The sequence below is a fragment of the Massilia sp. AB1 genome, assembly GCF_018119385.1.
In the GTDB taxonomy this organism is placed as follows: domain Bacteria; phylum Pseudomonadota; class Gammaproteobacteria; order Burkholderiales; family Burkholderiaceae_D; genus Telluria.
On record NZ_JAGKSG010000004.1, the window covers coordinates 119,643 to 143,961 of the forward strand.

Genomic DNA, 24,319 nt, shown 5'->3' on the forward strand with positions numbered 1-24,319 from the left:
CCTGCGGCGGTTCGCGCCGGCGCTGCTGCTGGCGCTCGCCGCGGCCCAGGCCTGCGTGGCGCTCGACACGCCGCTGCCGTGGATGATCGGGCCGCTGTTCTCCACCGCGCTCGCCTGCATGGCCGGGGCGCGCATGGCCGCGCCGGTGCAGGCGCGAGGCAGGGCAGTGGGCGATCGGCAGCGCGCTCGGGCTGTACTTCAGCGCGCCGGTGCTGGCGGTCCTGGCGCGCAATATCGGATGGATCGCGCTGGCGGTGGCCTTCGCGATCTGCCTCGGCATGGCGGCGGGCGCGCTGCTGCGCCGGCTGGCCGGGGTGGACGAGGCGACCGCCTTCTTCGCGATGGCGGTCGGCGGCGCGTCCGAGATGGCGGTGCAGGGCGAGCGTCATGGCGCCGCCGTGGACCGCGTGGCCGAGGCGCACAGCCTGCGCATCATGATGGTGGTGGGATTGATTCCCTTCGCGGTGCGCTGGCTGTCGGGCCACGGCTGGGGCGAGGGACATGATCCTTTCGTGCCGCTAGCGGCCACGGTCCATGTGCCGGGACTGATCCTGTTGATCCTGCTGACCGGCGCCGCCGCCTTGCTGCTCAAGCGGCTGCAATTGCCGAATGCCTGGGTGATCGGGCCGCTGGCGGTCAGCCTGATGCTGACCGCAGCCGGCGTGGAACTCTCGCGCCTGCCCGAGTGGATGATCCGCGCGGGCCAGCTGTTCATCGGCATTTCGCTCGGCACCCGCTTCACGCCGCACTTCGTGCGGACCGCGCCGCGCTACCTGGGCGGGGTGGCGGCATGCACGCTGGTCACGATGCTGCTGGCGGGGCCGTTCGCCTTCCTGGTCGCCATGGCCGCCGGGCTGCATCCGGGGACCATGATCCTGGCGGCTTCACCGGGCGGGATCGCCGAGATGTCCCTCACGGCGCGCGTGCTGCACCAGGGTGTGCCGGTGGTGACGGCTTTTCATGTGTCGCGCATGGTGGTTGTGGTGGTGGCCATCGGGCCGCTGTACAGGGTCTGGCGCCGCCTGGGGTGAAAGAGGGCCCCCGCATCCGAGGCCGGCGCCGGCGGTCAGCCCATGAGCGCTCCGGCGAGCACGCTTGACGCATGCCGGCACACGCATTTGCGTGAAAACGTATAACAAAAACTCAAGCAATTTTTCTGTCTCTGATATAATTGTTGGCTCGTCGGGGCGTAGCGCAGCCTGGTAGCGTACCTGCATGGGGTGCAGGGGGTCGGAGGTTCGAATCCTCTCGCCCCGACCAATAGAATCAAAGAGATAGGCCAGCTTTCGAGCTGGCCTTTTTCTTTTTCTGGCCTTGCGCAGCACTTCCGCCTGCCTCAGCGAGCTTCCTCATGCTCGGCGATCAGGCGCGCCGCGCTATAGAGGTCGGGGGCGATGCGCGTCGGCAGGCGCCGAGGTCCGAGCCGCCATTCGGTTTCGTTGCCGTTGTCGATCAGGAGCGTGCGGCACCCTGCACGGTTGCCCGCCTCGACGTCGTGGAGGACGTCGCCGATCATCCAGGAAGTCCGCAAGTCGATCCCGTGTTCATGCGCAGCCCGCAACAGCATGCCGGGCGAGGGCTTGCGGCAATGGCAGGCCATCGCGTAGTCCCGAACGGTGCCAAGCGGGTGGTGCGGGCAGTAATAATAGCCGTCGAGCGCGACCTGTTCACGGAACAAGAGGTCGGACAGGCGCTCGGCCACCGGCTCCATGGCTTCTTCCCCGAAACAGCCATGCGCGATGCCGGACTGGTTCGTGACCACGAACAGCCGGTAGTCCATGTCGGCCAGCAGGCGCAGCGCCAGGCCCGCGCCGGGCACCAGGTGAATGCGGCGCGGTTCGACGTTATAAGGCAGGTCATCCACCAGGGTGCCGTCCTTGTCCAGGAAGATTGCTTTCATCCTGCCTCTCCGTACGGCAGCCACGCCGGCTGCCGATCGTCGTCGAGGGCGGCAGGGCGGGCCTGAATGTCTTCGCAGCCTACCTGTGGCTGGCCGCTGCGGCGCGCGCGCAAGTGCCGGCGTCCCGCTGCGCCCATCGCGTCGGCTTGCGCGGGCTGGCGGTGGAAGGCTGCAAGGCGCGCGGCGAGCGCCTCGGCATCGCGCGGCGGGATGAGGTAGCCTGTCAAGCCATCGACGACCATGTCCTCGACGCCGCCGACGCGCGTGCCGATGATCGGGCGGGCGCAGGCCATCGCGGCCGCAGTGGTCGTGCAGGCGGATGCATACCAGGGCGTGACGGCGACCGCGTTCGCCGCGCCGTGGTACGCGCGCATCTGCGCGGGGGCCGCCAGCATGGTAAAGCGCACCTGCGCCGTGATGCCGAGATCGGCGGCGGCAGTGCGCAGGCGGTTCAGCTGCGGCTTCCAGGCCGTGGCTCGCCCCAGGTCCTCGTATACGACGATCAGATCGGCATGCACGCCCCAGCACGTTCGCAGCATGGCAAGCCCCAGGATTGCCGTATCGGCGCCGGCGCGTGGCGCCAGGCCCGCTGCGTGCAGAATGAGGAAGCGGTCTTGCGCAAGTCCCAGGCGGCGCCGCAAAGTGGCCATGCGGGAGGCGGAGTGGCGAAGTCCTGGCATCGCGGACTCACGCGAAGCGGACGCGGTAGCGCACCGCGCCGGCCAGCCGCCAGAATACCGCCAGCGGCGGAAGCAGCATCGAGGTAAGGATCACGTCGGCCACGTGCGAGGGAGTGCGCGTGCTTCCTCGCAGGCGCTGCGCGCACAGGCGGGCAGTGAGGACCAGCCAGGCGGCGCCAGCCGCGTAGGCCAGGGCCTTGGCGCCGGCTGCCAGGGCCGCGAGCGCCAGCAGCAGCACGGCGACGGTGGCGTAGTGCTCCCAGCACGGACGCGGTTCGACCTTCTGGCGGTAGAGCGCCGGATGCTTCTTGTACAGCAAGGCGTCGAAGACGGCGTGGCGAATCTGCAGCAGGCTCGCCCCCCAGGGCGCAGGGCGCATCGGATGCTCGGCCAGCGCCTGCGGCGCGCGCTTGACCTGGATGCCGCTCTCCAGCAGGCGGAAATGCAGGTCGGCGTCGGTGCCGCGGCGGACGCTGAAGCGTTCGTCGAACCCGTCCATGCGTTCCAGGACAGGCTTGCGGATGAAGCAGTTGGCGCTGGTGAAATCGAGCCGATCATGGGCATGGGCATGGGCAGGCGTTTCGATGCGGCCGCAAACGACGTCGATATCGTCGCGGAAGGCCGCCAGTCCCTGGGCCAGCCAGTCGGCGGCCGGGACCGCGTCGTCGCTGGTGAAGGCGACGATCGCCGCGCGCGCCGCGCGCCAGCCGCGATTGCGGGCCGCCGCCGGACCGCGCGGCCCCGGGTTGGCGACGTAGGCCAGTCGCGGTCCCCGCTCGAGGGTGCGGCTGCGCCAGCCGGCGACCAGGTGCAGGGTGTTGTGGTTCGGTTCGTCGTCAACGACGATGACTTCGTAGCTGCGCGGGTCCAGGCTCTGCCGCATCAGCGCATCCAGGCTGCGGTCGAGCAGGTCCATGCGGCCGCACGCCGGCAGTACGACCGAAACGGCAATCAGTGCGTCATCCGTTGCTGACATTGTGGTCTCCGCTGATGCTTGCAAGCGCACCGTCCGCCGTGCCGGACTGGCGCCCCGCAGGGCATGTTCACGAGGGTGTCGAGTGCGGTTCGAGTGCTTGCTTACTGCCGGGTTCCTGCCCGGCGGAGCAGCTTGGATGTGGATCAAAAGCTGTGCTGGACAGGACCGCGGAAGGCATTTCGGACGGGTATGCTGGCGACCTTTGTTACACTGCCGCCTGTGAACAACATGACAAGCAGGGACCGAGCATGAAACAACTGTATATCGATGGCCAGTGGATCGACGGCGCAGGCGTGACCACCACCCGGAATCCGTCCGACCGCAGTGACGTGATCGACGAGTACGCGAGCGCGGGTGCGGAGCAGGCCGCGCTGGCGGTGGCCGCCGCGCACGCGGCCGCGCCGGCCTGGGGCCTGTCGGGCGTGCAACAGCGCGCCGACGCCCTCGACGCGATCGGTTCCGAGATCCTGGCGCGCAAAGTGGAACTGGGCACGCTGCTGTCGCGCGAGGAAGGCAAGACGCTGCCGGAAGGGATCGCCGAGGCAGGCCGCGCCGGCGCCATCTTCAAGTTCTTCGCCCAGGAAGCGCTGCGCGTGCGCGGCGACCACCTGGCCTCGGTGCGCCCGGGCATCGACGTCGACGTCACGCGCGAGCCGGTCGGCGTGGTCGGCATCATCGCCCCATGGAATTTCCCGATCGCGATTCCGGCCTGGAAGATCGCGCCGGCACTGGCCTACGGCAACACGGTCGTGTTCAAGCCGGCCGAACTGGTGCCGGGCAGCGCCTGGGCGCTGGCCGAGATCATCAGCCGCGCCGGCCTGCCGGCGGGCGTGTTCAACCTGGCGATGGGACCGGGGCGCGTGGTGGGCGAAGCCATGCTGAACGACAGCCGGGTCAATGCGGTCAGCTTCACCGGCTCGACCTCCACCGGCGAGCGCGTGCTGCTCGCCTGCGCCCGCCGCCGTGCGCGCGTCCAGCTGGAAATGGGCGGCAAAAACCCGCTGGTGGTGCTGGCCGACGCCGACCTGGACGTGGCCGTCAACGCCGCGCTGCAGGGTTCGTTCTTCTCGACCGGCCAGCGCTGCACCGCGTCCTCGCGCCTGATCGTCGACGAGCAAATCTACGGCAAGTTCATCGATGCACTGGCAAGCCGCATGGCGGCGCTCAAGGTCGGCCATGCGCTGCAGCAGGGCATCGACATCGGCCCGGTCGTGGATGCCTCGCAGCTGGAGCAGGACCTGTCGTACATCGAGATCGCGAAAGGCGAGGGCGCACGCCTCGTGTGCGGCGGCGAGCGCCTGCAGCGCGACACGGACGGCTATTTCCTGAGTCCGGCGCTGTTCGCCGACTGCGAGCCGGGCATGCGCCACGCGCGCGAAGAGATCTTCGGGCCGGTGGCCTCGGTCATCCCGGCCAAGGGCTATGAGCATGCATTGGCGCTGGCGAACGATACCGAGTTCGGCCTGACGTCCGGCATCTGCACGACCTCGCTCAAGCATGCCACGCACTTCAAGCGCAATGCGAAGGCCGGCATGGTGATGGTGAACCTGCCGACCGCAGGCGTCGACTACCACGTGCCCTTCGGCGGCACCAAGGCGTCGAGCTTCGGACCGCGCGAGCAGGGGACCAACGCAGTCGAGTTCTTCACGACCGTCAAGACCAGTTATACCGGGGCCTGACCGGCCTTCCATCCCGGCTGCCCCAGGCGCAGGCCATGGCGGGATGAGCGGGAGAAGTGAAGCGGGGAGGTGCATGCCAAGTGGAGTGCACCTCCCCGCCAGACGGCCCCATGCTTGCGGGGACGTCGTCAAACACCCGGCTTATATCAGGCCGGTCACGCCTTATTTGCGCGAGAAGCCGGTGTCGTCATCCATCTTGCGGTCGCCCGCCAGCTGGTTGGCGCCGGCGGGGCTGCGCGGCAGGCCGCCGATGGTGTCGTTCGATTCATGCACGGCAGGGTCGCGCTGCATGCTGCCGCCTGGCTTCCAGCCCGGATTGTCGCTGCGCGGGCCGCTGTTGCCCGGGCTGCGCGGCAAACCGCCCGCGACGTCGTTCGACAGGTGGACATCTTCGGTACCCTTGTCGCGAGCCTGTTCACCGGTCTGGGAACCGTCACGGTCGGCGCTGTATTGGGAGTGGCCGCCGCTTCGCTGCTCGTTGGCGTACTCCCTTTGATCGGACTGGCCGCTGCCCGATTGCGTATTGCCGGACTGCACGCTGCCCGACTGCATGCTGCCTGGCTGTACGCCACGCGAAGACGCGCTGCCCGATGGAGCGCTCCCCGACGGGGCGCTTCCTGACGCTGCGCTACCGGACTGCCTGCTGCCGGACTGCATGCTGCCGGACTGCGCGCCGCCCGACTGCATGCCGCCACCCTGCTGGGACTGCCGTGACTGCTGCTCCCCGCCACCCGACTGCATGTTCCGCGGTCCGGCCTGCATCGCATTGCGCGGCGCATGCACCTGGTCGCGGCCGTAGAGTTCCTCGTGCGGCGTCGCCGACAGGTCGGCCTGCGCGCTGCGCAGCGGCGACTCGCCGACCACCTGCGGCGCGTCGTAGTGGTGGTGATGGTGACCCAGCGAGCCGCCCTGCAGCTCAGGCTGGTTAATATTCTGGGGATTCATGTCATGCACGGCCTGGCTGTTGCCCGTATGCGGGTGGACGTCCACGCCGCCGTGCTTGTCGCGGCGGCCAACCGGCTGCTCCAGCAGGCCCCAGGCCTCCGAATGCATCTCCATCTGGCGCTGGTGGCTGTCGGTAATACCCTGCTGCGGACCGGAACCGCCGGTCTGCTGGCTCTGCATCGAGCCGCCATGCAGGTCGCCGCCGGTCGCGGGGAACTTGCTGTCGTCACGGTTGAACCAGTTCTGCTCCGACGCCCCCGCATTCAGGTCCGCCTGCTGGGTGCCAACCGGGCCCGAGCCCGGTTGCACCTGCTGCATGGTGTCGCCATTTGGATAGGTATGATCGTTCGGCCCGCTCGTGGTATTACCTTTCGATCCCGGGGTCCATTTTTCATTGGCGCCATTGTTGGTCTGGTTATTGGTTTCGCTGCGTTGGTTCGCATCCATCTTGGCCTCCTGTTGGAATGGTGGCGGCGCGAGACAAGCACCGCCTGATATTGCCATGATGCTCGTCCCTCCCTCTGCTATGTATAGGAAGACGTAGGGGGGCTGTGTAGGACTGCTTCTGATCAGCTGGCTGCGCCTTTATTGACGACTGGAAGTACATTTTCGCAACTGCATTTTCTGTCGCGTGTAGTCCTACAAAGTCATCTGAAAACGTCCTATACCCTCATCCATCACCCGTGCCTAAGATGACTTCGACCCTCGCTCATCGGCGCTTTGCCGCAAGCCGGGTTAAGCCTGCCGCAGGACGCGGCGGTTTCTAAAAGCGAACAGGGAGAAGACCATCATGGCCTCAAGCAATCAAGGTAGCAAACAGGGCGGCAATCAGGGCGGCAGCAGCCAGAGCAGCGGTACCCGCAATCGCGGTTTCGCTTCGATGGATCCGGCACGCCAGCGCGAGATCGCCAGCCAGGGCGGCAAGGCTGCCCACGCAAAAGGAACGGCACACGAATTTACTTCGGAAGAAGCACGCCGTGCCGGCAGCATGAGCCACGGCAATCGCCAGTCGGCCAGCGCCAGCGCCGGCGGCGCATCCCGTACCAGCAGCAAGAGCGGCGGCAACCGCCAAAGCTCGTCGAGCGGCAACCGCGGCGGCTCGAAAGAGTAAGCCGGCAAGGTCAGCCGCTTGCCTGGCCTGCCGGACGTCGCGGCAGGCTGACACCACATCCAGCAGGGGGCCTTCGAGGCTCCCGCTTTGTTATTGGCCATCCCTTCCTGCTTTCTCTCCTGACATTGGCTTTCTGGCCACACAAAACGCCGATGGGATGCGGTAGAATCGCTGCGCCTTTTTCAATCTTCCCTAAGGAACAACGTCGTGAAACCAGCGGTTATCCGTCAAGTCAAGAGCCTCTCCATGTCGTGCGACCGTGTCGGCAACCTGTTGCTGACCAAGTTCTCCACCCAGGGCGCCAGCGACCTCGCCATCTACGTGCCGGCGACCATCGTGTTCTGGCTGCTCAAGCACCTGCCGGTGAACCGCGATCCGAGCCTGGTCGCGCCGCCGCCGGGCCCGGCGATCACGCAGCACGACTGGGACAATCCCTACACGCCGCGCGCGCAGTACGTGAACTGCAAGGAACTGCCGGGCGCACTGCGCATGCACTTCGTCCTCGACAGCAAGCAAGACCTGACCGTGGTGCTCGACCGCGCCAACGTCGAGTTGATGCGCCAGATCATGGGCTTGTACACCAAGGACCTGATCGACCTCGAAGCCCAGTAATCTAGGCAAGGCGCGGCGCCGGATGGCAGGGGCCGGTCCGGCGGCCGCCATTCGGCATTTTGCCCGCGGCACGATCCTCGGTAATATGCTCGGTATTGTTGACTCGGCCACGAAAGGATCCTCCATGCCCATCAAAATCAGCCAGATGTTCGACTCCGGCGCCATCGACGTCGTCCGCGCCGATCACCCCAAGCAGATCGAACTGAATCTGCGCAGCGATTCACACGCCGACATCCACCAGTGGTTCCATTTCCGCCTGCAGGGCGCGCGCGGCCAGGCTTGCACGATGCGTTTCCTGAACGCGGGCCAGGCCACCTACCCGAAGGGCTTCGAGGATTACCAGGTGGCCGCGAGCTACGACACCGAGAACTGGTTCCGCGTGCCGACCTCTTTCGACGGCCAGGTCATGACCGTCAACCATACCCCTGAGCTCGACAGCGTCTACTACGCCTACTTCGAGCCCTACACCTGGGAACGCCACCTGCGCCTGCTGGGCGAAGTCGCCGAAAACCCGATCGCGCGCGTGCACGACATCGGCACCACGGTCGACGGCCGCGACATGAACCTGGTCGTGATCGGCAATCCGCAGGCCGAAAAGAAGATCTGGGTGATCGCGCGCCAGCATCCTGGCGAGACCATGGCCGAGTGGTTCGTCGAAGGCATGATGGATGCGCTGCTGGACAATGCCAATCCGATCTCGCGCAAGCTGCTTTCCCGCGCCGTGTTCTACATCGTCCCCAACATGAACCCGGATGGCTCGGTACGCGGCAACCTGCGCACCAATGCCGCCGGCGCCAACCTGAACCGCGAGTGGATGACCCCGAGCCTCGAGCGCAGCCCGGAAGTGCTGTGCGTGAAGAACAAGATCCACGAGACCGGCGTCGACATGTTCTTCGACATCCACGGCGACGAGGCGCTGCCCTACAACTTCGTGGCCGGCAACGAGATGCTGGAAGACTTCACGCCGGAACGCATGGCGCGCCAGAAGGCCTTCGTGGAGCAGTACATGGCGTCCAGCCCGGATTTCCAGAACGTGTACGGCTACGCGGCCAGCAAGTACAACGACGAGCTGCTGACCCTGGCGTCGAAATACATCGGCCACACCTTCAAGTGCCTCTCGCTCACCCTCGAGATGCCGTTCAAGGACAACGCCGACCTGCCCGATCCGCACACCGGCTGGAACGGCGCCCGCAGCGCGGCGCTCGGCGCGGCGATCCTGCAGCCTATCCTGCAATCGCTGGATTGATGCCATGGGCCTCGAGATCGAGCGCAAGTTCCTGCTGGTAGGCGACGACTGGCGCTCGCTCGGCGAGCCCGTGCTGCTGCGCCAGGGCTACCTGTGCGCCGACCCGATGCGCACCGTGCGTGTGCGCATCGAAGGCGGGCAGGGCGTCCTGACCATCAAGAGCAAGAGTATCGGCGCCACGCGCGGTGAATGGGAGTACCCGATCCCGCTGGATGAGGCGGCCGAGTTGCTCGACCGCCTGTGCGAGCGTCCGCTGGTCGAGAAGACCCGGCGCCGCATCGAGCATGCGGGCTTCGTCTGGGAAGTCGACGAATTCCTGGGGGAGAACGCGGGCCTGGTGGTGGCCGAGATCGAGCTGCCCTCCGAAGACACCGCCTTCGAGCGGCCAGCCTGGGTCGGCCACGAAGTCACCGGCGACAAGCGCTATTACAACTCCAGCCTGATCCGCAATCCTTATTCCACCTGGACCAATCCATGACGAATCTGTCGCGCCGCTGCCTGCTGGCGCTCGGTGTCGCCATACTGCTGCCTGCCTGCGGCACCCCCGGCACTGCCACCACCGCTGCCTCGGCCTACTTCCCGCCTGCGGGAGACTGGGCGCGCAGATCGCCTGAACAGCTGGGCCTGGACCCGGCGGCCCTGGCGGCGGCGGTGCAGTATGCGCAATCGCACGAGACCTCCCGCGCCCTCGATTTCTCCGACCAGGAAGCCACCTTCGGCACGCGCCTCGGCTCGATGCCGACCAAGCGCGCCCGCACCAATGGCCTGGTGATCTACAAGGGCTATGTGGTGGCCGAGTTCGGCGATACGCAGTTTGTCGATCCGACTTATTCGGTGGCCAAGAGCATGCTGGCGACGGTCGCCGGCGTGGCCGTGCGCGACGGCCGCCTCGGCGTCGACGAGCCGGTCGCCAGGCGCGTGAACGACGGCGGCTATGCGACCAGCCACAATGCGCAGGTCACCTGGAAGCAGCACCTGCAGCAGGAATCCGAGTGGGAAGGCAGCATGTGGGGCAAGAACGGCGACTTCGTCGGCAAGACGGAGTTCGGCGCCGGCGAGCGCAAACCGCGCGCGTTAAAGGCACCGGGGGGCTTCTACGAATACAACGACGTGCGCATCAACCGCTTCGCACTGTCGCTGCTGCGCGTGTTCGAGCAGCCGGTGCCGGAGGTGTTCCAGGAGCAGGTGATGGACCCGATCGGCGCCTCCAGCACCTGGAAATGGGTTCCCTACCATAACAGCTATGTCGAACTGAAGGGCAAGCAGGCGCCTTCCGTCAGCGGCGGCACACGATGGGGTGGCGGCATGTGGATCAACAGCTGGGACATGGCCCGCTTCGGCTACCTGTGGCTGCGCGGCGGCGCATGGAACGGCCGGCAGATCGTGCCTCCGGCCTATGTCCAGGCGGCATTGACGCCCAGCGAGCACGGCCCGGACTACGGCTACCTGTGGTGGCTGAATACCAAGGGCAAGAACCTGCCGGGCCTGCCGCCGAACGCCTACGCGGCGCTGGGGGCAGGGCAGAACACCATCCTGGTCTCGCCCGACCACGACCTGGTGATCGTATGGCGCTGGCACGCGGGCAACCCGGCCGAATTCGCCACCAGGGTCATTGCCGCCATCCGCAAATAAGCGCCCGGGCGGCCGGACCGAAGCCCGGCCGCCTTCCTGCACCGTGCATGGCCCTGTGTATGCGCTTGTCCACACTCTGCGGCAGGCTGCTTAAATTTCTAGCGATTTTATCCACCCCACATATAAAATGAATGGTGGAAATTTAAATTGTTAGAATGACATGATCAACCGCGCTTTCTCTCTCGCTTCGCTCCTCTTCCTGGGCGCGAGCGCAACCCTGTCCGGCGCCGCCTGGGCAGCCGACCTTCCTTCCGCCGTCTCCGCCTGCAGCCCGGGCCAGGAAGCCCAGGGAACCCAGTATGAGCGGCGCGCGCGTGGCGAAACGCCGGCCACCATCGAAGGCGTCGTGACGGTCTCGCCGCGCGAAGCCCGCTGCCTCATGAAAAAGCTCGGCACGGAACTGACCGTGGTCGCCGCGGTCGGCGATCAGCGCAAGCTCCCGGGCGCGATCCCCATGCCCTGGGCGGCAGGCAACAGCCCGGCCGCGCTTGCCAAGCTGGCCGAGGATCTTGGCAAGCTGACCCAGGGGCGGCGCACCCAGCCGGTCTTGGTGTACTGCCACCACACCCATTGCGCCTTGTCGCAGCTTGCCGCGGCCAACATGGTGCAGGCCGGGTACAGCAAGGTCTACTGGCTGCGCGCGGGCATGGATGGCTGGCAGAAGGCCGGATACGCCTTCGAAGGCGAAACCGAGACAGATCCGGCGGAACGCTATGCCAGCCTGCTGAAGGATTGCGCGTACACCTATGCTGGCGAGAACGTCGCTGCAGGCGTCGCCTCGTTCGCCTCGAACGAGGTGGAAGCCGAGCTGGAGGTGAATGCCAGGCGAATCCGGCAGGCACGCAAGCTCTGCCTGGAGAAGATCCGGCCCGAAGTCGAGGACCACAAGGGGCGCAAGGCCGACCTGGCGCAGCGCATTGCCGGCAACGATGCCGAAGTGGCGCGCAGCCTGAAGGCGGCGTGGGCGGAGTTCGATGCGAACCCGGCCAAATACCTGACGGTGGTCGTGGACGACGCACCGCTTGCCAGCCTGGGCGGAATGATCGAGCGTGCGCGCGCGATGAAGCCGCTGTCGGCCAGCTGCGGCAGTTTCAACTACCAGGTTCCGCACCTGAACAACGGCGTGATCGACGCCCTGAGCCAGCGCACGGATTCCTACCGCGCCTGCATGGACAGGGTCGAATCGATGGTGAACGGCATGCCAAGTCTCGACGCCGGCCAGTTCGGTGTCTATGTGGAGAGGGCGGAACGGACTCACCCCTATACCTGCTCCATGAAGCGTGGGCGCAATTGCCTGCCCGACGAAGCATGGGGACGCTTCGGCAGGGTCGCCAGCCGCGACAACCTGAAGCTGATCGAACAGGCCGCCGCGCTGGAAAAGCAGCTTGGCAGCGAGATCGTCAGGGAGCGCAGGCGCGTGAACGACTTCGTCGACAGCGTCAACGTCCTGGTCGCCCAGGGGAACGCGGCCGCGGAGCAGCGCGAGAGCCAGCGCAGCTACAGCGGCAACGGCGGCTACTATGCACCGCCGGCGCCGCCCGCCACCCCTTACCGCCGGTCCTCGGACGCGAGCGCTTCCGGAATTCGTTGACGCGGCGGGCAGGGCGGCTGCAGGCTGCCCTGGCCCCTCAGAACGTGATCTTCACGGAAGGCGCGCTGCGCTGCGCTGCGCCGTGGTGCACGGCCTCGATGTTGTTGCCGTCCGGGTCGAGCACGAAGGCCGCGTAATAACCGGGGTGATAGGGCCGCTCGCCCGGCCCGCCGTTGTCCTTGCCGCCATTCGCTAGCGCCGCCCGGTAGAAGGCGTCGACCATGGCGCGGTCCTCGGCCTGGAAGGCGAGATGGTGGCGCCCGGTCAGCACGCCCTGGGCCGCCTCGCTGTCGGCGGTCGAGACGAACAATTCGTCGGCCCAGAAATACCCCTCTCCCGTGCCGCCCATCGGCACCTTCAAAACCTCGAATACCGCCTCGTAGAACGCCTGCGAGGCCGGCAAGTCGCGCACCACCAGCTGGATATGGTCGATCAGCCGCCCGCGGTGCAGTTCCTGAGTTTCCATGCCGTTCTCCTTGTCGAGTGAGACACCAAATGGTCCAGCGATGATACCGCTCCGGACAACCGAACGCATTCGCCCGCATTTTACTTAACGCGCATGAGAATAAGAATGATTCTCGTTTACTTAGCTTTACTTTTTCTTTACAATGCTGCCATCCCATAAGGTTCAGTCATCGATCGTTCCGTCCACTTGTCGAGAGAAGGTTTGTAATGAAAGCAATAAAAAGCCGTAAGCGCCTGCCTGCCAACCCCCACGTGATGGGCACCGCCCTGGCGGCCATCCTGCTGCCGCTGGCCGCCCAGGCGGACAACGTCGCGCCGCCGCCGGACGACGTCAAGCCGGCCGCGACCGTGGCTGTGGTGGGCCAGGGCGCCAACGGTTTCCGCGCCGAGCATGCTTCCTCGCCCAAGTACACCGAGAAACTGGTCGACACCGCCCAGACCGTGCAGGTCATCAAGAAGGAATTGTTCGAGCAGCAGGGCGCCCAGACCCTGACCGAAGCGCTGCGCAACACCCCGGGCGTCGGCGCCTTCTTCCTCGGCGAGAACGGCAACACCAATACCGGCGACGCGATCTTCATGCGCGGCTTCGATACCTCGGGCAGCGTGTTCGTGGACGGCGTGCGCGACGTCGGCTCGATCTCGCGCGACGTCTTCAACCTGGAGCAGATCGACGTCCTCAAGGGCCCGGCGGGCACCGACACCGGGCGCGGCGCGCCGACCGGCTCGGTCAACCTGGTGAGCAAGAAGGCCCATATGGCGCAGGCGGCTTCGGCCTCGGCCACCGTCGGCAGCGCTTCCCAGAAGCGCGCCACCGCGGACCTCAACACCGTGCTCAACGCCGAGCGCGGCATCGCCCTGCGCCTGAACGTGATGGCCCAGGAAGCCGGCAATCCGGCGCGCAACGTGGTCAAGAACCAGCGCTGGGCAGTGGCCCCGAGCATCGGCTTCGGCCTGAACGGCGCGACCCGCGTGCACCTGGACTACCTGCATGTCGATCAGGACAATATCCCGGACGGCGGCGTCTCGACGGTGGGCCTGCCTGGCTACAGCAGCCCGGACCCGACCCGCGCCTTCATCGGCGCCGCGGCGCCGGTCGATCCCGAGAACTTCTACGGTTCCAGGAGCGACTTCGACAAGATCAAGGCCGACATGGCCACCGTGCGCGTCGAGCACGAGTTTTCGCCGGGCCTGCGCCTGCAGAACACCAGCCGCTACGGCCGTACCCGCCAGGACTACATCCTGAGCGCCTGGCTGGCCAACGCGGTCAACCTGCAGACCCCGGTGCAGAACGACCCGTCCACCTGGACCGTGGCGCGCAGCACCCGGACCTCGAAGGATCAGGAAAACAAGATCCTGACCAACCAGACCACCCTGACCGCGGACTTCGCGACCGGCGCGCTGGCGCATACGCTGGTCGGCGGCCTCGAGCTGGCCAACGAACGCCAGATCAGCTATGGCCGCACCGGCCTCGGTTCGCTGCCGGCGGCCAACCTGTATCGTCCGAATCCGGCCGATCCGGTCACCGGCTTCGCGCCGAGCCGCACCGGCGCCTACAACAAGGGCGATATCGACACCCAGGCCGTGTACGTGTTCGACACCGTCAAGCTGGGCGAGCGCTGGATCTTCAACGCCGGCGTGCGCGCCGAGCGCTACGAGGGCGACTATTCGGTGGTCACCCTGACCAACAACGTGCTCGTGCCGACCCACTTCACCGTGTCCGACACCCTGGTCAACGGCAAGGCCTCGCTGCTGTACAAGCCGACCGCCAACAGCAGCGTGTATGCGATGATGGCCAGCTCCAAGCAGCCGCCGGGCGCGAACTTCACCGTGTCGGGTAACCTGAACAACGCGCAGAACCCGATCTACGATCCGCAGAAGACCACGACACAGGAAGTGGGCGGCAAGCTGGACCTGCTGCGCCAGAAGCTGTCCCTGACCGCCGCGCTGTTCCGCACCGAGGTCAAGAACGAAGTCGAGCAGGATCCGGTCGACCTGACCTGGCACCAGACCGGCCGCAAGCGCGTACAGGGCGTGGAGCTGGGCGCCACCGGCGCACTGGCCACCAACTGGCTGGTCAGCGCGGGCTACCTGTACCAGGACTCCAGCGTCGAGCGCGGCCGCATGGTCACGGCCTCCGGCGAGAACAGCCTGAGCTACACGCCCAAGCAGTCCTTCACCCTGTGGACCTCGTACGACCTGCCTTTCGGCCTGAAGATCGGCGCCGGCGCCCGCTTCAGCGACAAGCTCAAGCGCGGCACCGACGGCGCCATCGGCACCCCGGCCTTCACCGAGTCCTACTGGGTGTTCGACGCCATGGCGTCGTACAAGCTCAACGACAACATCGACCTGCGCCTGAACGTCTACAATCTGGCTGACGAGCGCTACGTGGCCAGCATCAACAAGAGCGGCTACCGCTACACCCCGGGCGCGCCGCGCTCGGCCAGCCTGAGCGCGAACATCCGTTTCTGACAGGCTGAACCCTTCGTGCCGGCCGGGGTTGGAACCCGGCCGGCACGCTTTTGTTGAAAGGATTCCCATGCTCCTGCATATCCCGAACGTGCTCACCCAGGACGAACTGCGCGGCATCCGCGCCAGGCTGGATCGCAGCGACTGGCAGGACGGCCGTGCCACCGTGGGTGCGCAGGGTGGCCAGGTCAAGCGCAACCGGCAGCTGCCGGAAGCCTCGCCGGAGGCGCGCGAGCTGTCCGCCATCGTGCAGGCGGCGCTGGCGCGCAACGCCATGTTCTTCGCCGCCGTCCTGCCGGTGCGTTCGATGCCGCCGCTGTTCAACCGCTATGGCGTGGGCGAGCACTATGGGAACCATGTCGACGGCGCGGTGCGCGTGGTGCCGGGCGCAAGCGGCATGCTGCGCACCGACGTCTCCGGCACCCTGTTCCTGTCGGCACCGGAAGAATACGAGGGCGGGGAACTCGTGGTGCAGGACACCTACGGCGAACACGAGGTCAAGCTCGACGCGGGCGACCTGATCGTCTATCCCTCGACCAGCGTGCACCGGGTGGAACCCGTCACGCAGGGCGAGCGCATCTGCAGCTTTTTCTGGACCCAGAGCATGATCCGCGACGACACCCGGCGCAGCATGCTGTACGAGCTGGACCGCACCATCGAATCCCTGCGCGCCCGCCTGGGCGATTGCCAGGAGACGGTGGCGCTGACGGCCCACTATCACAACCTGCTGCGCCAGTGGGCCGAGACCTGAGCTCGGCGGTTCAGGCGCCGAAACCGCCATCGACTGCCAGATCCGCGCCGGTCACGAAGGCGGATTCGGGGCCGGCCAGGTAGGCCACCATCGAGGCGATTTCTTCCGGGCGTCCGTGGCGCGGCAGGGCCATCAAACCGTGCAGCGAGGCGCCGAAATCCGTGTTCTCCGGGTTCATGTCGGTGTCCACCGGCCCCGGCAGGACGTTGTTGATAGTGATGCCGCGCGGACCCAGGTCGCGCGCCAGTCCCTTGACGAGTCCGCTCAGCGCGGACTTGCTCATCGCGTACACGGCAGCGCCGGCGAAGGGCACGCGGAATGCGTTGACGCTGCCGATGTTGACGATGCGTCCGCCTTCGCCCATGTGCCGCAGCGCGGCCTTGAGGCCGACGAACACCGCGCGCACGTTGACGGCGATCGTGTTGTCGAAGTTCTCGAGTGCGAACTCGTCCACCGGGCCCAGGTGCAGCACGCCCGCATTGTTGACCAGGATGTTGATGCGGCCGAAGCGGTCCGCCGCCTGGTCGATGGCTTGCTGGAGTGCGGCCGGGTCGCCGGCGTCGCTGCGGATGGCGAGCGCGCGGCCGCCGCCGGCTTCGATCTCGCTCACCAGGGCTTGCGCCGCGTCGGCCGAGCTCTGGTAGGTGAGGGCGACGGTGGCGCCCTCGAGCGCCAGGCGGCGCACGATGGCGGCGCCGATGCCGCGCGAACCGCCGGTGACGAAGGCGACTTTGTTCTGAAGGTTTTGCATGATGTTCTCCTGGTGGGATGGTTGGTGAACATCAGTATTGCCCTGACCGGGAGTTGAAACTAGCCGGGCGATTGTCGAAATACTTTCAACTCCAGGTATAAAATGGAGGCATGCTCGAATCGATCAGCCACTTGGTTTCCTTCATCTACAGCGCCGAGGAGCGCGGCTTTTCCGCCGCCGCCCGCCGGCTCGGCATGACGCCGGCCGCAGTCAGCAAAAACGTCGCCGCGCTCGAGCGCCAGCTTGGCGTGCGCCTGTTCCAGCGCACCACGCGCCAGCTGCGCCTGACCGAGGAGGGCGAGCAGTTCCTGCGTGAAGTGGCGGAACCGTGGCGCCAGATCGAAGGAGCGGTGCTGGCCGCGCGGGAGGCAGCGGCCCATCCTGCGGGCACGCTCAAGGTGAGCATGGCGCCGGCCGTCGGCCGCACCTATTTCGTGCCGATGCTGGAAGCTTTCCGCGAGCGCTATCCGGCGATCGTGCCCGACCTGTATCTGGAGAACCGCCAGGTCGACCTGGTGGGCGAAGGTTTCGACGTGGCCATCGGCGGCGGGATCGAGCTGAGCGAAGGCGTAATCGCGCGCGAGCTGACCCAGGTGCCGATCATCGTGACCGCAGCGCCGGCTTATCTCGCCCGGCGCGGCACGCCGCACACGCCGCACGAGCTGGCGGCCCACGACGGGATCGCGCGGCGCGCCATCCGCACCGGCAGGCTGTACAGCTGGACCCTGCGCACCGAGGCGGGCGACGAACAAGTGCCCGTAGAGTTCCGCGCGGCGGCGGTCTGCGACGATCCTGAAGCGATGGCGGCCGCCGCCGCTGCGGGCATGGGCGTGGCGCTGCTGCCGGCGCCGCACGCGCTGCCCTTCCTGCGCAGCGGCGAGTTGGTGCACCTGATGCCGGACTGGCACGCACAAGCGCGTCCATTGTGCATCTACTACTCGAGCCGGCGGCTGCTGCCCGCGAAGACGCGGGCATTCGTGGAGTTCGTGGTGGAGCGTTTCCGCGCGCAGGGCTTGGCGGAGCAGTTCAGGGCGCCAGCCCAGCCTCTTCGCTAGGGACGCCTACCTCTACGGAAACGGTCGATCCGACCCATCCCATGTTGCCGCGCGAAACAAGAAGCAATTGATCGCCTGCCCCCGACGCGGCGGCGACCAGCGCGCCGCGTTCATCCCAGAACGCGCTGCGCCCGGCCGAGGTCCAGCCTCCAGTCGGCCCGCCGTGGTTCGCCAGCAGCACCGCCATGCGATGCTGTTCCGCGTAGCCGCGCAGGATCGTGCTGTCGGTCGGATAGCCTCCCTCGCCGATCAGGACGCTCGCCGCATACACTTGCGCGCCCGCGGCGGCGGCCGCTTCCGCGTGCGACGGCTGGCCGAAGTCCGCGCAGATCGACAGGGCGGTCGGGATGCCGCTCACCTCGAGCATGGGCCCGCCGTCGCCGGGGCTGAAATACATCTCTTCGCCGGTGTGCAGGTGCTGCTTGACATGCACCGTCATGTTGCCGTCGGCATGCAGGATGAAGGCGGCGACGAGCGGCTTGTCATGGGCGGCGGAGCGCAGCGGCAGCCCGACCACGGTCGTCATCGCGGCGTCCTGCGCCAGGCTGCGCAAGGGCTCCAGGAGCGCCGTGTCCTCCTGCTGGGCGAGCGCGTCGGCCAGGGCGGGCTCGTAGCCGGTCAGCGACAGCTCGGGGAAGACGAGGAAGCGTACGCCATGCCGGCGTGCGGCGTGCATGAAGACGAGATGGCGCTGGATATTCTCGGCAAGGTCGCCGGCGCGCACACTGCATTGCGCGGCGGCGAAAACGGGCTTGGTCATCGTAGGCATGTATGGTCTGGGAAAGGCTAGATACAGGCTGTCATGCAGCCGTGCGTTCAGCAATGCATGATTTTACGCTGGAGCCCTTGTCACCGGATGAGTTGAATGCGAGGATGAGCCCGACAGGACTCGCACCAGACATCGGCATTGAGGTACGCTGCGCATCGCTATCCCCAAGTCTGGGGTGCGGGCGCAAGACAAGCGAGGAGCTGATCATGTCGAAATGGACCACTATCCGCCTGGCATTGATTGCTGCGACGCTCGTTGCATCGGCGTTTCCTTCCACCCCACCGGAGCAGACCGAAGACATGCCGGTTCTGTTCCTGATCGCGGTGTTCGTCTTCGGGATAGTGGCCCTGCTCGGCGTGGTTGGCTTTCAGCGATTCAACCCGTTGTCGGCAACAACCTGGCGCTATCCCGACTGGTCGATCAACCCGTTTCTCCTGCGGGAGCCGCTGCAATTCTTCCACTTCGGCGGCTACTTCATGCTTGCCTCAGGTCTCGGTACGGTGATCAGCCGGATGGTCTTCGGGCCGGCATTGTCCGTCAGCGACTGCTTACCGCTGGCTTTCGGTCTCGGAATCCTGTGTGGGGTGCGGGCCTGCACCATCGCCTATCACGACAAGATGGTATCGGACGTCCCTGAAGCGCGGGGGACTCGGCGCTAAGTAGCTGCGGCTTCTCCACACTGCCATGCGAAGCGTGAGCGCTTCATGGCCCGGTCCTTGGAGGAAGGTGGACTTGGTGTATCTCAGGCGAACGCGCCGTCGTAGGCGACCACGCCTTGCGGCGCCGGACCAGCGAACGGCAGGGCCATGAAGTACTCCGGCGGCGGCCCCGGGTAGCGCAAGCCCGCATCCTGCGCGAAGCCGAAGCGGCAGTAATACGCCGGCTCGCCCAGCACCACGCAGCCGCGCGCGCCCTTGCGGCGCAAGACCGACAATCCGGCCTCGACCAGGGCCGCGCCGACGCCCTGGCCTTGCGCCTGCGGCAGCACCGCGAGCGGCCCCAGCCCATACCAGTCTTCGTCGCGCCCATCGATAGTCACCTTGGAGAAGGCGACATGCCCGACCAGCCGGCCATCGGGCAGCAGGGCGGCCAGCGACACGGCCAGGCGGCCGCCGGCGCGCAGGCGCTCGACGATCTGGTGTTCGGTGTGATTGCTGTGCTGGTTGCCGGCGAAGGCGGCGTAGAGCAGGGCGGCGATCGATGCCGCATCGGCGGGCCGTTCGGGACGGATGTGCAGGTCGATCATGGCAGGAAAAATGAAGCGCCCCCGGTTCCCGGGGGCGCCTGCATTGTCAATGGAAGTGCTCGGTGCCGGTCGGCGCGTCTTCCGGCATTTCGGCGTGGACCAGCTCACCGGTCGGATCGGCGAACAGCGGCGCGCCGCAGTCGTCGCAGTACTCGGCGACATAGCGCTCGTTGATCCGCTTGATGTGGGCGATGCCCGCATCGTTCAGGTGGGCGACGATCTCGTTGATCGGGGTCAGCGGCGTCGGGCCGGCCGCGAGCGGGCCTTCCATCGGCGTGCCGTTCTCGTCTTCCTGGCCGTACAGCGGCCAGACGATGCCGTACACCACGTCCGGGCTCTGGCGCATGGTGAAGGAGACGCGGTACTCGTCGATCTGGATGTCCGAGGCTTCTTCGCCGAAGCCGGCGATCACGGCGCGCAGGTCCGAGGCTTCCACGCCCAGCGTGTTGGTCAGGTAATGCACGGCGGCGCGGATCGAGATCGGACGGATCAGCTTGTCGGCTTCGCGGCAGGCCACGTAATACGCTTCCGGCAGCAGCAGCTCGATGCCGCAGCCCGGCAGCAGGCGCGCGACATTGGCCGTGGCCTGGGCGCGCCACTGCTCAAGCGCGCGGTTGCGCTCTTCGGCGAAGTGGGTGTGGTGCTGCGGCTCCTGCCAGCGGAACAGCGGCGCGCCCTGCGGCGCGACGACGGCCACCAGCAGGTAGCGGGTATCGGCCAGGAAGGGCGCGGTCTCGGCTTCGCGCGCGGCGGGCTTGATGGTGCCGCCCTTGTGCGCGGCCGCGGCCAGCTTGTGGGTCAGCGCGTAGGTCTCGGCGTGGGTGCGCGGCAGCTGGTCGATCGAATATAGGGTGGGAGCAATGGCCAGGCGCGTGCCTTCGGCCAGCAGGTGGCCCGAGAAGTGCGCGGACAGCGTGTTCAGCAGTTCGCTCGGGATGTTCCCGGTCGCGATAGAGAAGCGGGTCCAGGCCAGGATCGGCGCTGCGACCAGCAGGGCCTGCCAGGTCACGTCGCCGCCGTCCTGCTGCTCGACCATCGAGGCCGACTCGCTGACGGCTTCGACGGTATCCATCAGAACGTCGTAGGCGCCAAGGTCGTCCTTGAACAGGACGTTCAGGGCCAGGTCGATGCTCTCCTGATGGTTGGTCTTGAGCAGTTTCTGCAGTTGCGTGTCCAGTTGGCGTTCCCAGGCCCGTTCCTCGACGCGGCTCGCAGCCTGCATGATGGCTTGCGAGATGCTGACGAGGCGCTGGCTTTCTGCGGATAGTTTAGGAGATGAATCTTTGGATGGACGACGCATGGCGCTAAGGGGTCTCTTGTCAATGAAGTGTGGATCGAAAGTCCATGGGGGTCATCATAAACCCTTACCCCCGGTATTGTAGTTGATTCGGCCACATGTCATGAACACGCAGGCAACATCCATTGTCTGACGCGGTCGTGGAGAAGCGCGCTTGCCAAGCTTGCCATATTAAACGATAATGGGAATCGTTATCATTTATTATGCGGTTTGGCATGCGCTCCCCTGTGGGCAGGAACAGCGCCGAGCCGGACTGCCGGTCGAGTACCACCCCCCGCCGGGCAACCGGATCGCCCTGCCGACAGGATCGGCAGGGCTCTTTTTTATTGGCGGCCGCAAGCGCCGTGTCCAAGACAAAAAGGCCGGAACCTTCTCAGGTTCCGGCCCTTTTCACTTCAGCAGTCCAGCTTAAGCAGCCAGCAGCTGACGCAGCACGAACGGCAGGATGCCGCCATGCTTGTAGTAGTCGACTTCGATCGGGGTATCGATACGCAGCAGCACTTTGACTTCCTGCGATTCGCCGTTCTCACGGTGGATCACCAGGGTCGCCAGCTGTTGCGGCTTGATCTCGCCTTCGAGGCCCTTCAGGTCGTAGGTTTCCTTGCCGGTGATGCCCAGGCTTTCAACGCTGTCGTTGCCGATGAACTGCAGCGGCAGCACGCCCATGCCCACCAGGTTCGAGCGGTGGATACGCTCGAACGAACGGCAGATCACGGCCTTCACGCCCAGCAGCTGGGTGCCCTTGGCCGCCCAGTCGCGCGACGAACCGGTGCCGTACTCTTCGCCGCCGAAGATCATGGTCGGGGTGCCTTCCGCCACGTACTTCATTGCCGCGTCGTAGATCGACAGCTGCTCGCCCGACGGCTGGTGGATGGTGATGCCACCCTCGACCGCCGAACCGTCCGCCTTCGGCGGGATCATCTTGTTCTTGATACGCACGTTGGCGAAGGTGCCGCGCATCATGATCTCGTGGTTGCCGCGGCGCGAGCCGTAGGAGTTGAAGTCGGCCTTCAGGACGCCGTGATCCTTCAGCCACTTGCCTGCCGGACCGTCTTCCTTGATCGAACCCGCCGGCGAGATGTGGTCGGTGGTGATCGAGTCGCCGAACACGCCCAGCGCGCGGGCGCCGGTGATGCCGCTGGCGGCTGCCTTCGGGGTCATCTCGAAGTCGCTGAAGAACGGCGGCTCGGCGATGTAGGTCGACTCAGGCCAGTTGTACACCTGGCCTTCGGTCGACGACACGCGCTCCCACAGTTCGCCCGGGTTGCCCTTGACGTCGGCGTAGTTCTTGCGATACACCTCCGAGTTCATCGCCAGGCGCATCAGCTCGCCCACTTCCTGCGACGACGGCCAGATGTCGCCCAGGTAGACGTCGACACCGTTGGTGTCCTTGCCGACCGGCTCCGACATCAGGTCGCGGGTCATGTTGCCGGCGATCGCGTAAGCGACGACCAGCGGCGGCGAGGCCAGGAAGTTCGAACGGATGTTCGGGTGGATACGTGCTTCGAAGTTACGGTTGCCCGACAGGACGGCCGAGGCGACGATGTCGTTCTCGACGATCGCGGCGTTCAGTTCCGGGGTCAGGTCGCCGGCGTTGCCGATGCAGGTGGTGCAGCCGTAGGCGGTCACGCCGAAGCCCAGCTTTTCCAGGTAAGGCAGCAGGCCGGCGGCGGTCAGGTACTCGGTGACCACGCGCGATCCCGGGGCCAGCGAGGACTTGATGTGCGGAGCGACGGTCAGGCCGCGCTCGACCGCCTTCTTGGCCAGCAGGCCGGCAGCCAGCAGCACGCTCGGGTTCGAGGTGTTGGTGCACGAGGTGATCGCGGCGATCAGGACGTCGCCGTTCTTCACGCGCACGCCGTTGGTGGTCTCGTAGACCTTCGACAGGTCTTCCGGCGACTTGTTGAAGCCGTTCTGGGTGGTCGGCTTGCTGAACAGGTCGGTGAAGGTGTTCTTCACGTGACCCAGTTCGATACGGTCTTGCGGACGCTTCGGGCCGGCCAGCGACGGAGTCACGGTCGACAGGTCCAGTTCCAGCACGCGGGTGTAGTCGATCTCGCCTTCCTGCGGGATGCCGAACATGCCCTGGGCCTTGTAGTAGTTCTCGAAGGCAGCCAGTTCTTCTTCGGTACGGCCGGTGCCGCGGAAGTAGTCGACGGTCGCTTCGTCCACCGGGAAGAAGCCCATGGTCGCGCCGTATTCCGGGGCCATGTTGGCGATGGTGGCGCGGTCGGTGGTCGACAGCGAGCGGGTGCCTTCGCCGAAGAACTCGACGAACTTGCCCACGACTTTTTCACGGCGCAGCATTTCGGTGACGGTCAGCACCAGGTCGGTCGCGGTGCAGCCTTCGCGCAGCTTGCCCTTCAGGTTGACGCCGATCACGTCCGGGGTCAGGAAGTAGACCGGCTGGCCCAGCATGCCGGCTTCCGCCTCGATGCCGCCCACGCCCCAGCCCACGACGCCGACGCCGTTGATCATGGTGGTGTGCGAGTCGGTGCCGACCAGGGTGTCCGGGTAGAACACCTGGCCCTGCTTCATGACGCCGCGCGCCAGGTATTCCAGGTTGACCTGGTGGACGATGCCGAAGCCCGGCGGCACGACGCCGAAGGTGTCGAATGCCTGCATGCCCCACTTCATGAACTGGTAGCGCTCGTTGTTGCGCTGGAATTCCAGTTTCATGTTCAGGTCGAGCGCGCCCGGCTCGCGGAAGTGGTCGATGGTGACCGAGTGGTCGACCACCAGGTCGACCGGCACCAGCGGCTCGATCTTCTTCGGATCGGCGCCGGTCTTGGCGGCGACGTTGCGCATCGCGGCCAGGTCGGCCAGCAGCGGCACGCCGGTGAAGTCCTGCAGCACGACGCGGGCGACGACGAACGGGATCTCGTCGGTACGCTCGGCGGTCGCGCCCCAGTTGGCGAGCTGCTTCACGTGTTCTTCGGTGACCTTCTTGCCGTCGCAGTTACGCAGCACGGACTCGAGGACGATACGGATCGACACCGGCAGGCGCGACAGGTTCACACCGAGGCTTTCGGCCAGGGCCGGCAGCGAGTAGAACTGACCGGTCTGGCTTGCGCCGATCGGGAATTCCTTCAGTGTGTTCAGAGTGTTGCGAGACATAATCTCTCCTTCAGTGGGGATTTTGTTATT

At 66.3% G+C, this 24,319-nt stretch carries 22 protein-coding genes and 1 tRNA gene; 13 read left to right on the forward strand and 10 right to left on the reverse strand.

The genetic code is table 11. The features are described from left to right. Nucleotides 1–191 precede the first annotated feature (191 nt). Together J8847_RS04135 and J8847_RS04140 are read left to right on the forward strand one after the other, a co-directional pair. Entirely contained in the window at nt 192–1,031 is an 840-nt protein-coding gene (locus J8847_RS04135) for an AbrB family transcriptional regulator (RefSeq protein ID WP_307727494.1), read from the forward strand. Nucleotides 1,032–1,183: 152 nt separating this feature from the next. After that, a tRNA-Pro gene (locus tag J8847_RS04140) sits at nt 1,184–1,260 on the forward strand. A gap of 76 nt (nt 1,261–1,336) precedes the next feature. Here the strand turns inward: J8847_RS04140 and J8847_RS04145 are convergent. Genes J8847_RS04145 through J8847_RS04155 form a run of 3 tightly spaced genes read right to left on the reverse strand, consistent with a single transcriptional unit; the run spans nt 1,337 to nt 3,556 of the window. Then, nucleotides 1,337–1,900, reverse strand: a complete 564-nt coding sequence (locus J8847_RS04145) for an HAD-IIIA family hydrolase (RefSeq protein ID WP_211523411.1) — start codon at nt 1,898–1,900, stop codon at nt 1,337–1,339. Next, on the reverse strand, nt 1,897–2,550 hold the full coding sequence (locus J8847_RS04150) for a glycosyltransferase (protein ID WP_211523412.1): 654 nt from the start codon (nt 2,548–2,550) through the stop codon (nt 1,897–1,899). Before J8847_RS04150 ends, J8847_RS04145 begins: the two co-directional genes overlap by 4 nt. Before the next feature lie 37 nt (nt 2,551–2,587). Then, the gene (locus J8847_RS04155; protein WP_229429760.1) at nt 2,588–3,556 is read right to left on the reverse strand and encodes a glycosyltransferase family 2 protein; all 969 of its coding nucleotides are present in this window, start codon (nt 3,554–3,556) and stop codon (nt 2,588–2,590) included. A gap of 248 nt (nt 3,557–3,804) precedes the next feature. Between J8847_RS04155 and J8847_RS04160 the strand changes: the two genes are divergently transcribed. After that, on the forward strand, nt 3,805–5,235 hold the full coding sequence (locus tag J8847_RS04160) for an aldehyde dehydrogenase family protein (protein WP_211523414.1): 1,431 nt from the start codon (nt 3,805–3,807) through the stop codon (nt 5,233–5,235). A gap of 162 nt (nt 5,236–5,397) precedes the next feature. Here the strand turns inward: J8847_RS04160 and J8847_RS04165 are convergent, their stop codons facing one another. Beyond that, the gene (locus J8847_RS04165; RefSeq protein ID WP_211523415.1) at nt 5,398–6,627 is read right to left on the reverse strand and encodes a hypothetical protein; all 1,230 of its coding nucleotides are present in this window, start codon (nt 6,625–6,627) and stop codon (nt 5,398–5,400) included. A gap of 343 nt (nt 6,628–6,970) precedes the next feature. Here J8847_RS04165 and J8847_RS04170 point away from each other — a divergent pair, with 343 nt between their 5' ends. The 6 genes from J8847_RS04170 to J8847_RS04195 all read left to right on the forward strand — a co-directional run bounded on the left by J8847_RS04170 (nt 6,971) and on the right by J8847_RS04195 (nt 12,372). Next, nucleotides 6,971–7,291: a KGG domain-containing protein gene (locus tag J8847_RS04170; RefSeq protein ID WP_211523416.1), complete on the forward strand. Its 321-nt coding sequence runs from the start codon at nt 6,971–6,973 to the stop codon at nt 7,289–7,291. A gap of 246 nt (nt 7,292–7,537) precedes the next feature. After that, nucleotides 7,538–7,903, forward strand: coding sequence for a hypothetical protein (locus J8847_RS04175; RefSeq protein WP_211523417.1), 366 nt, complete (start codon nt 7,538–7,540; stop codon nt 7,901–7,903). Between the two features lie 124 nt (nt 7,904–8,027). Then, on the forward strand, nt 8,028–9,149 hold the full coding sequence (locus J8847_RS04180; protein WP_211523418.1) for a M14-type cytosolic carboxypeptidase: 1,122 nt from the start codon (nt 8,028–8,030) through the stop codon (nt 9,147–9,149). Nucleotides 9,150–9,153: 4 nt separating this feature from the next. Next, on the forward strand, nt 9,154–9,627 hold the full coding sequence (locus J8847_RS04185; RefSeq protein ID WP_211523419.1) for a CYTH domain-containing protein: 474 nt from the start codon (nt 9,154–9,156) through the stop codon (nt 9,625–9,627). Beyond that, the gene (locus J8847_RS04190; protein ID WP_211523420.1) at nt 9,624–10,781 is read left to right on the forward strand and encodes a serine hydrolase; all 1,158 of its coding nucleotides are present in this window, start codon (nt 9,624–9,626) and stop codon (nt 10,779–10,781) included. Before J8847_RS04185 ends, J8847_RS04190 begins: the two co-directional genes overlap by 4 nt. Nucleotides 10,782–10,941: 160 nt before the next feature. Further along, nucleotides 10,942–12,372 carry a rhodanese-like domain-containing protein gene (locus J8847_RS04195; protein WP_211523421.1) on the forward strand — a complete coding sequence of 477 codons (1,431 nt, stop codon included), beginning with the start codon at nt 10,942–10,944 and terminating at the stop codon, nt 12,370–12,372. A gap of 37 nt (nt 12,373–12,409) precedes the next feature. Here J8847_RS04195 and J8847_RS04200 read toward each other — a convergent pair whose 3' ends face one another. Beyond that, nucleotides 12,410–12,838 carry a VOC family protein gene (locus J8847_RS04200; RefSeq protein ID WP_211523422.1) on the reverse strand — a complete coding sequence of 143 codons (429 nt, stop codon included), beginning with the start codon at nt 12,836–12,838 and terminating at the stop codon, nt 12,410–12,412. A gap of 206 nt (nt 12,839–13,044) precedes the next feature. Here J8847_RS04200 and J8847_RS04205 point away from each other — a divergent pair, with 206 nt between their 5' ends. Both J8847_RS04205 and J8847_RS04210 read left to right on the forward strand, forming a co-directional pair. Next, on the forward strand, nt 13,045–15,306 hold the full coding sequence (locus tag J8847_RS04205; protein WP_211523423.1) for a catecholate siderophore receptor Fiu: 2,262 nt from the start codon (nt 13,045–13,047) through the stop codon (nt 15,304–15,306). Between the two features lie 67 nt (nt 15,307–15,373). Continuing rightward, nucleotides 15,374–16,054: a Fe2+-dependent dioxygenase gene (locus J8847_RS04210; RefSeq protein ID WP_211523424.1), complete on the forward strand. Its 681-nt coding sequence runs from the start codon at nt 15,374–15,376 to the stop codon at nt 16,052–16,054. A 10-nt stretch (nt 16,055–16,064) separates the two neighbouring features. Here the strand turns inward: J8847_RS04210 and J8847_RS04215 are convergent, their stop codons facing one another. Next, nucleotides 16,065–16,805 (reverse strand): SDR family oxidoreductase, encoded by a 741-nt coding sequence (locus tag J8847_RS04215; protein ID WP_211523425.1) that lies wholly within the window; start codon nt 16,803–16,805, stop codon nt 16,065–16,067. Between the two features lie 110 nt (nt 16,806–16,915). On the opposite strand from J8847_RS04215, the gene J8847_RS04220 reads away from it, so the two are divergent. Continuing rightward, a complete protein-coding gene (locus J8847_RS04220) occupies nt 16,916–17,860 on the forward strand; it encodes a LysR family transcriptional regulator (RefSeq protein ID WP_211523426.1) in 945 nt (314 codons plus the stop codon). On the opposite strand, the gene J8847_RS04225 is transcribed toward J8847_RS04220, so the two are convergent. Further along, nucleotides 17,832–18,620: a carbon-nitrogen hydrolase family protein gene (locus J8847_RS04225; RefSeq protein ID WP_211523427.1), complete on the reverse strand. Its 789-nt coding sequence runs from the start codon at nt 18,618–18,620 to the stop codon at nt 17,832–17,834. The two genes, J8847_RS04220 and J8847_RS04225, sit on opposite strands and share 29 nt — an antisense overlap. 215 nt (nt 18,621–18,835) lie before the next feature. Here J8847_RS04225 and J8847_RS04230 point away from each other — a divergent pair, with 215 nt between their 5' ends. Further along, the gene (locus J8847_RS04230) at nt 18,836–19,288 is read left to right on the forward strand and encodes a hypothetical protein (protein WP_211523428.1); all 453 of its coding nucleotides are present in this window, start codon (nt 18,836–18,838) and stop codon (nt 19,286–19,288) included. 83 nt (nt 19,289–19,371) lie between these two features. On the opposite strand, the gene J8847_RS04235 is transcribed toward J8847_RS04230, so the two are convergent. The 3 genes from J8847_RS04235 to acnA all read right to left on the reverse strand — a co-directional run bounded on the left by J8847_RS04235 (nt 19,372) and on the right by acnA (nt 24,289). Then, nucleotides 19,372–19,875, reverse strand: coding sequence for a GNAT family N-acetyltransferase (locus tag J8847_RS04235; protein WP_211523429.1), 504 nt, complete (start codon nt 19,873–19,875; stop codon nt 19,372–19,374). Between the two features lie 46 nt (nt 19,876–19,921). After that, a complete protein-coding gene (locus J8847_RS04240; RefSeq protein WP_211523430.1) occupies nt 19,922–21,175 on the reverse strand; it encodes a DUF2863 family protein in 1,254 nt (417 codons plus the stop codon). A 405-nt stretch (nt 21,176–21,580) separates the two neighbouring features. Further along, on the reverse strand, nt 21,581–24,289 hold the full coding sequence (gene acnA / locus J8847_RS04245) for an aconitate hydratase AcnA (RefSeq protein ID WP_211523431.1): 2,709 nt from the start codon (nt 24,287–24,289) through the stop codon (nt 21,581–21,583). Nucleotides 24,290–24,319 lie beyond the last annotated feature (30 nt).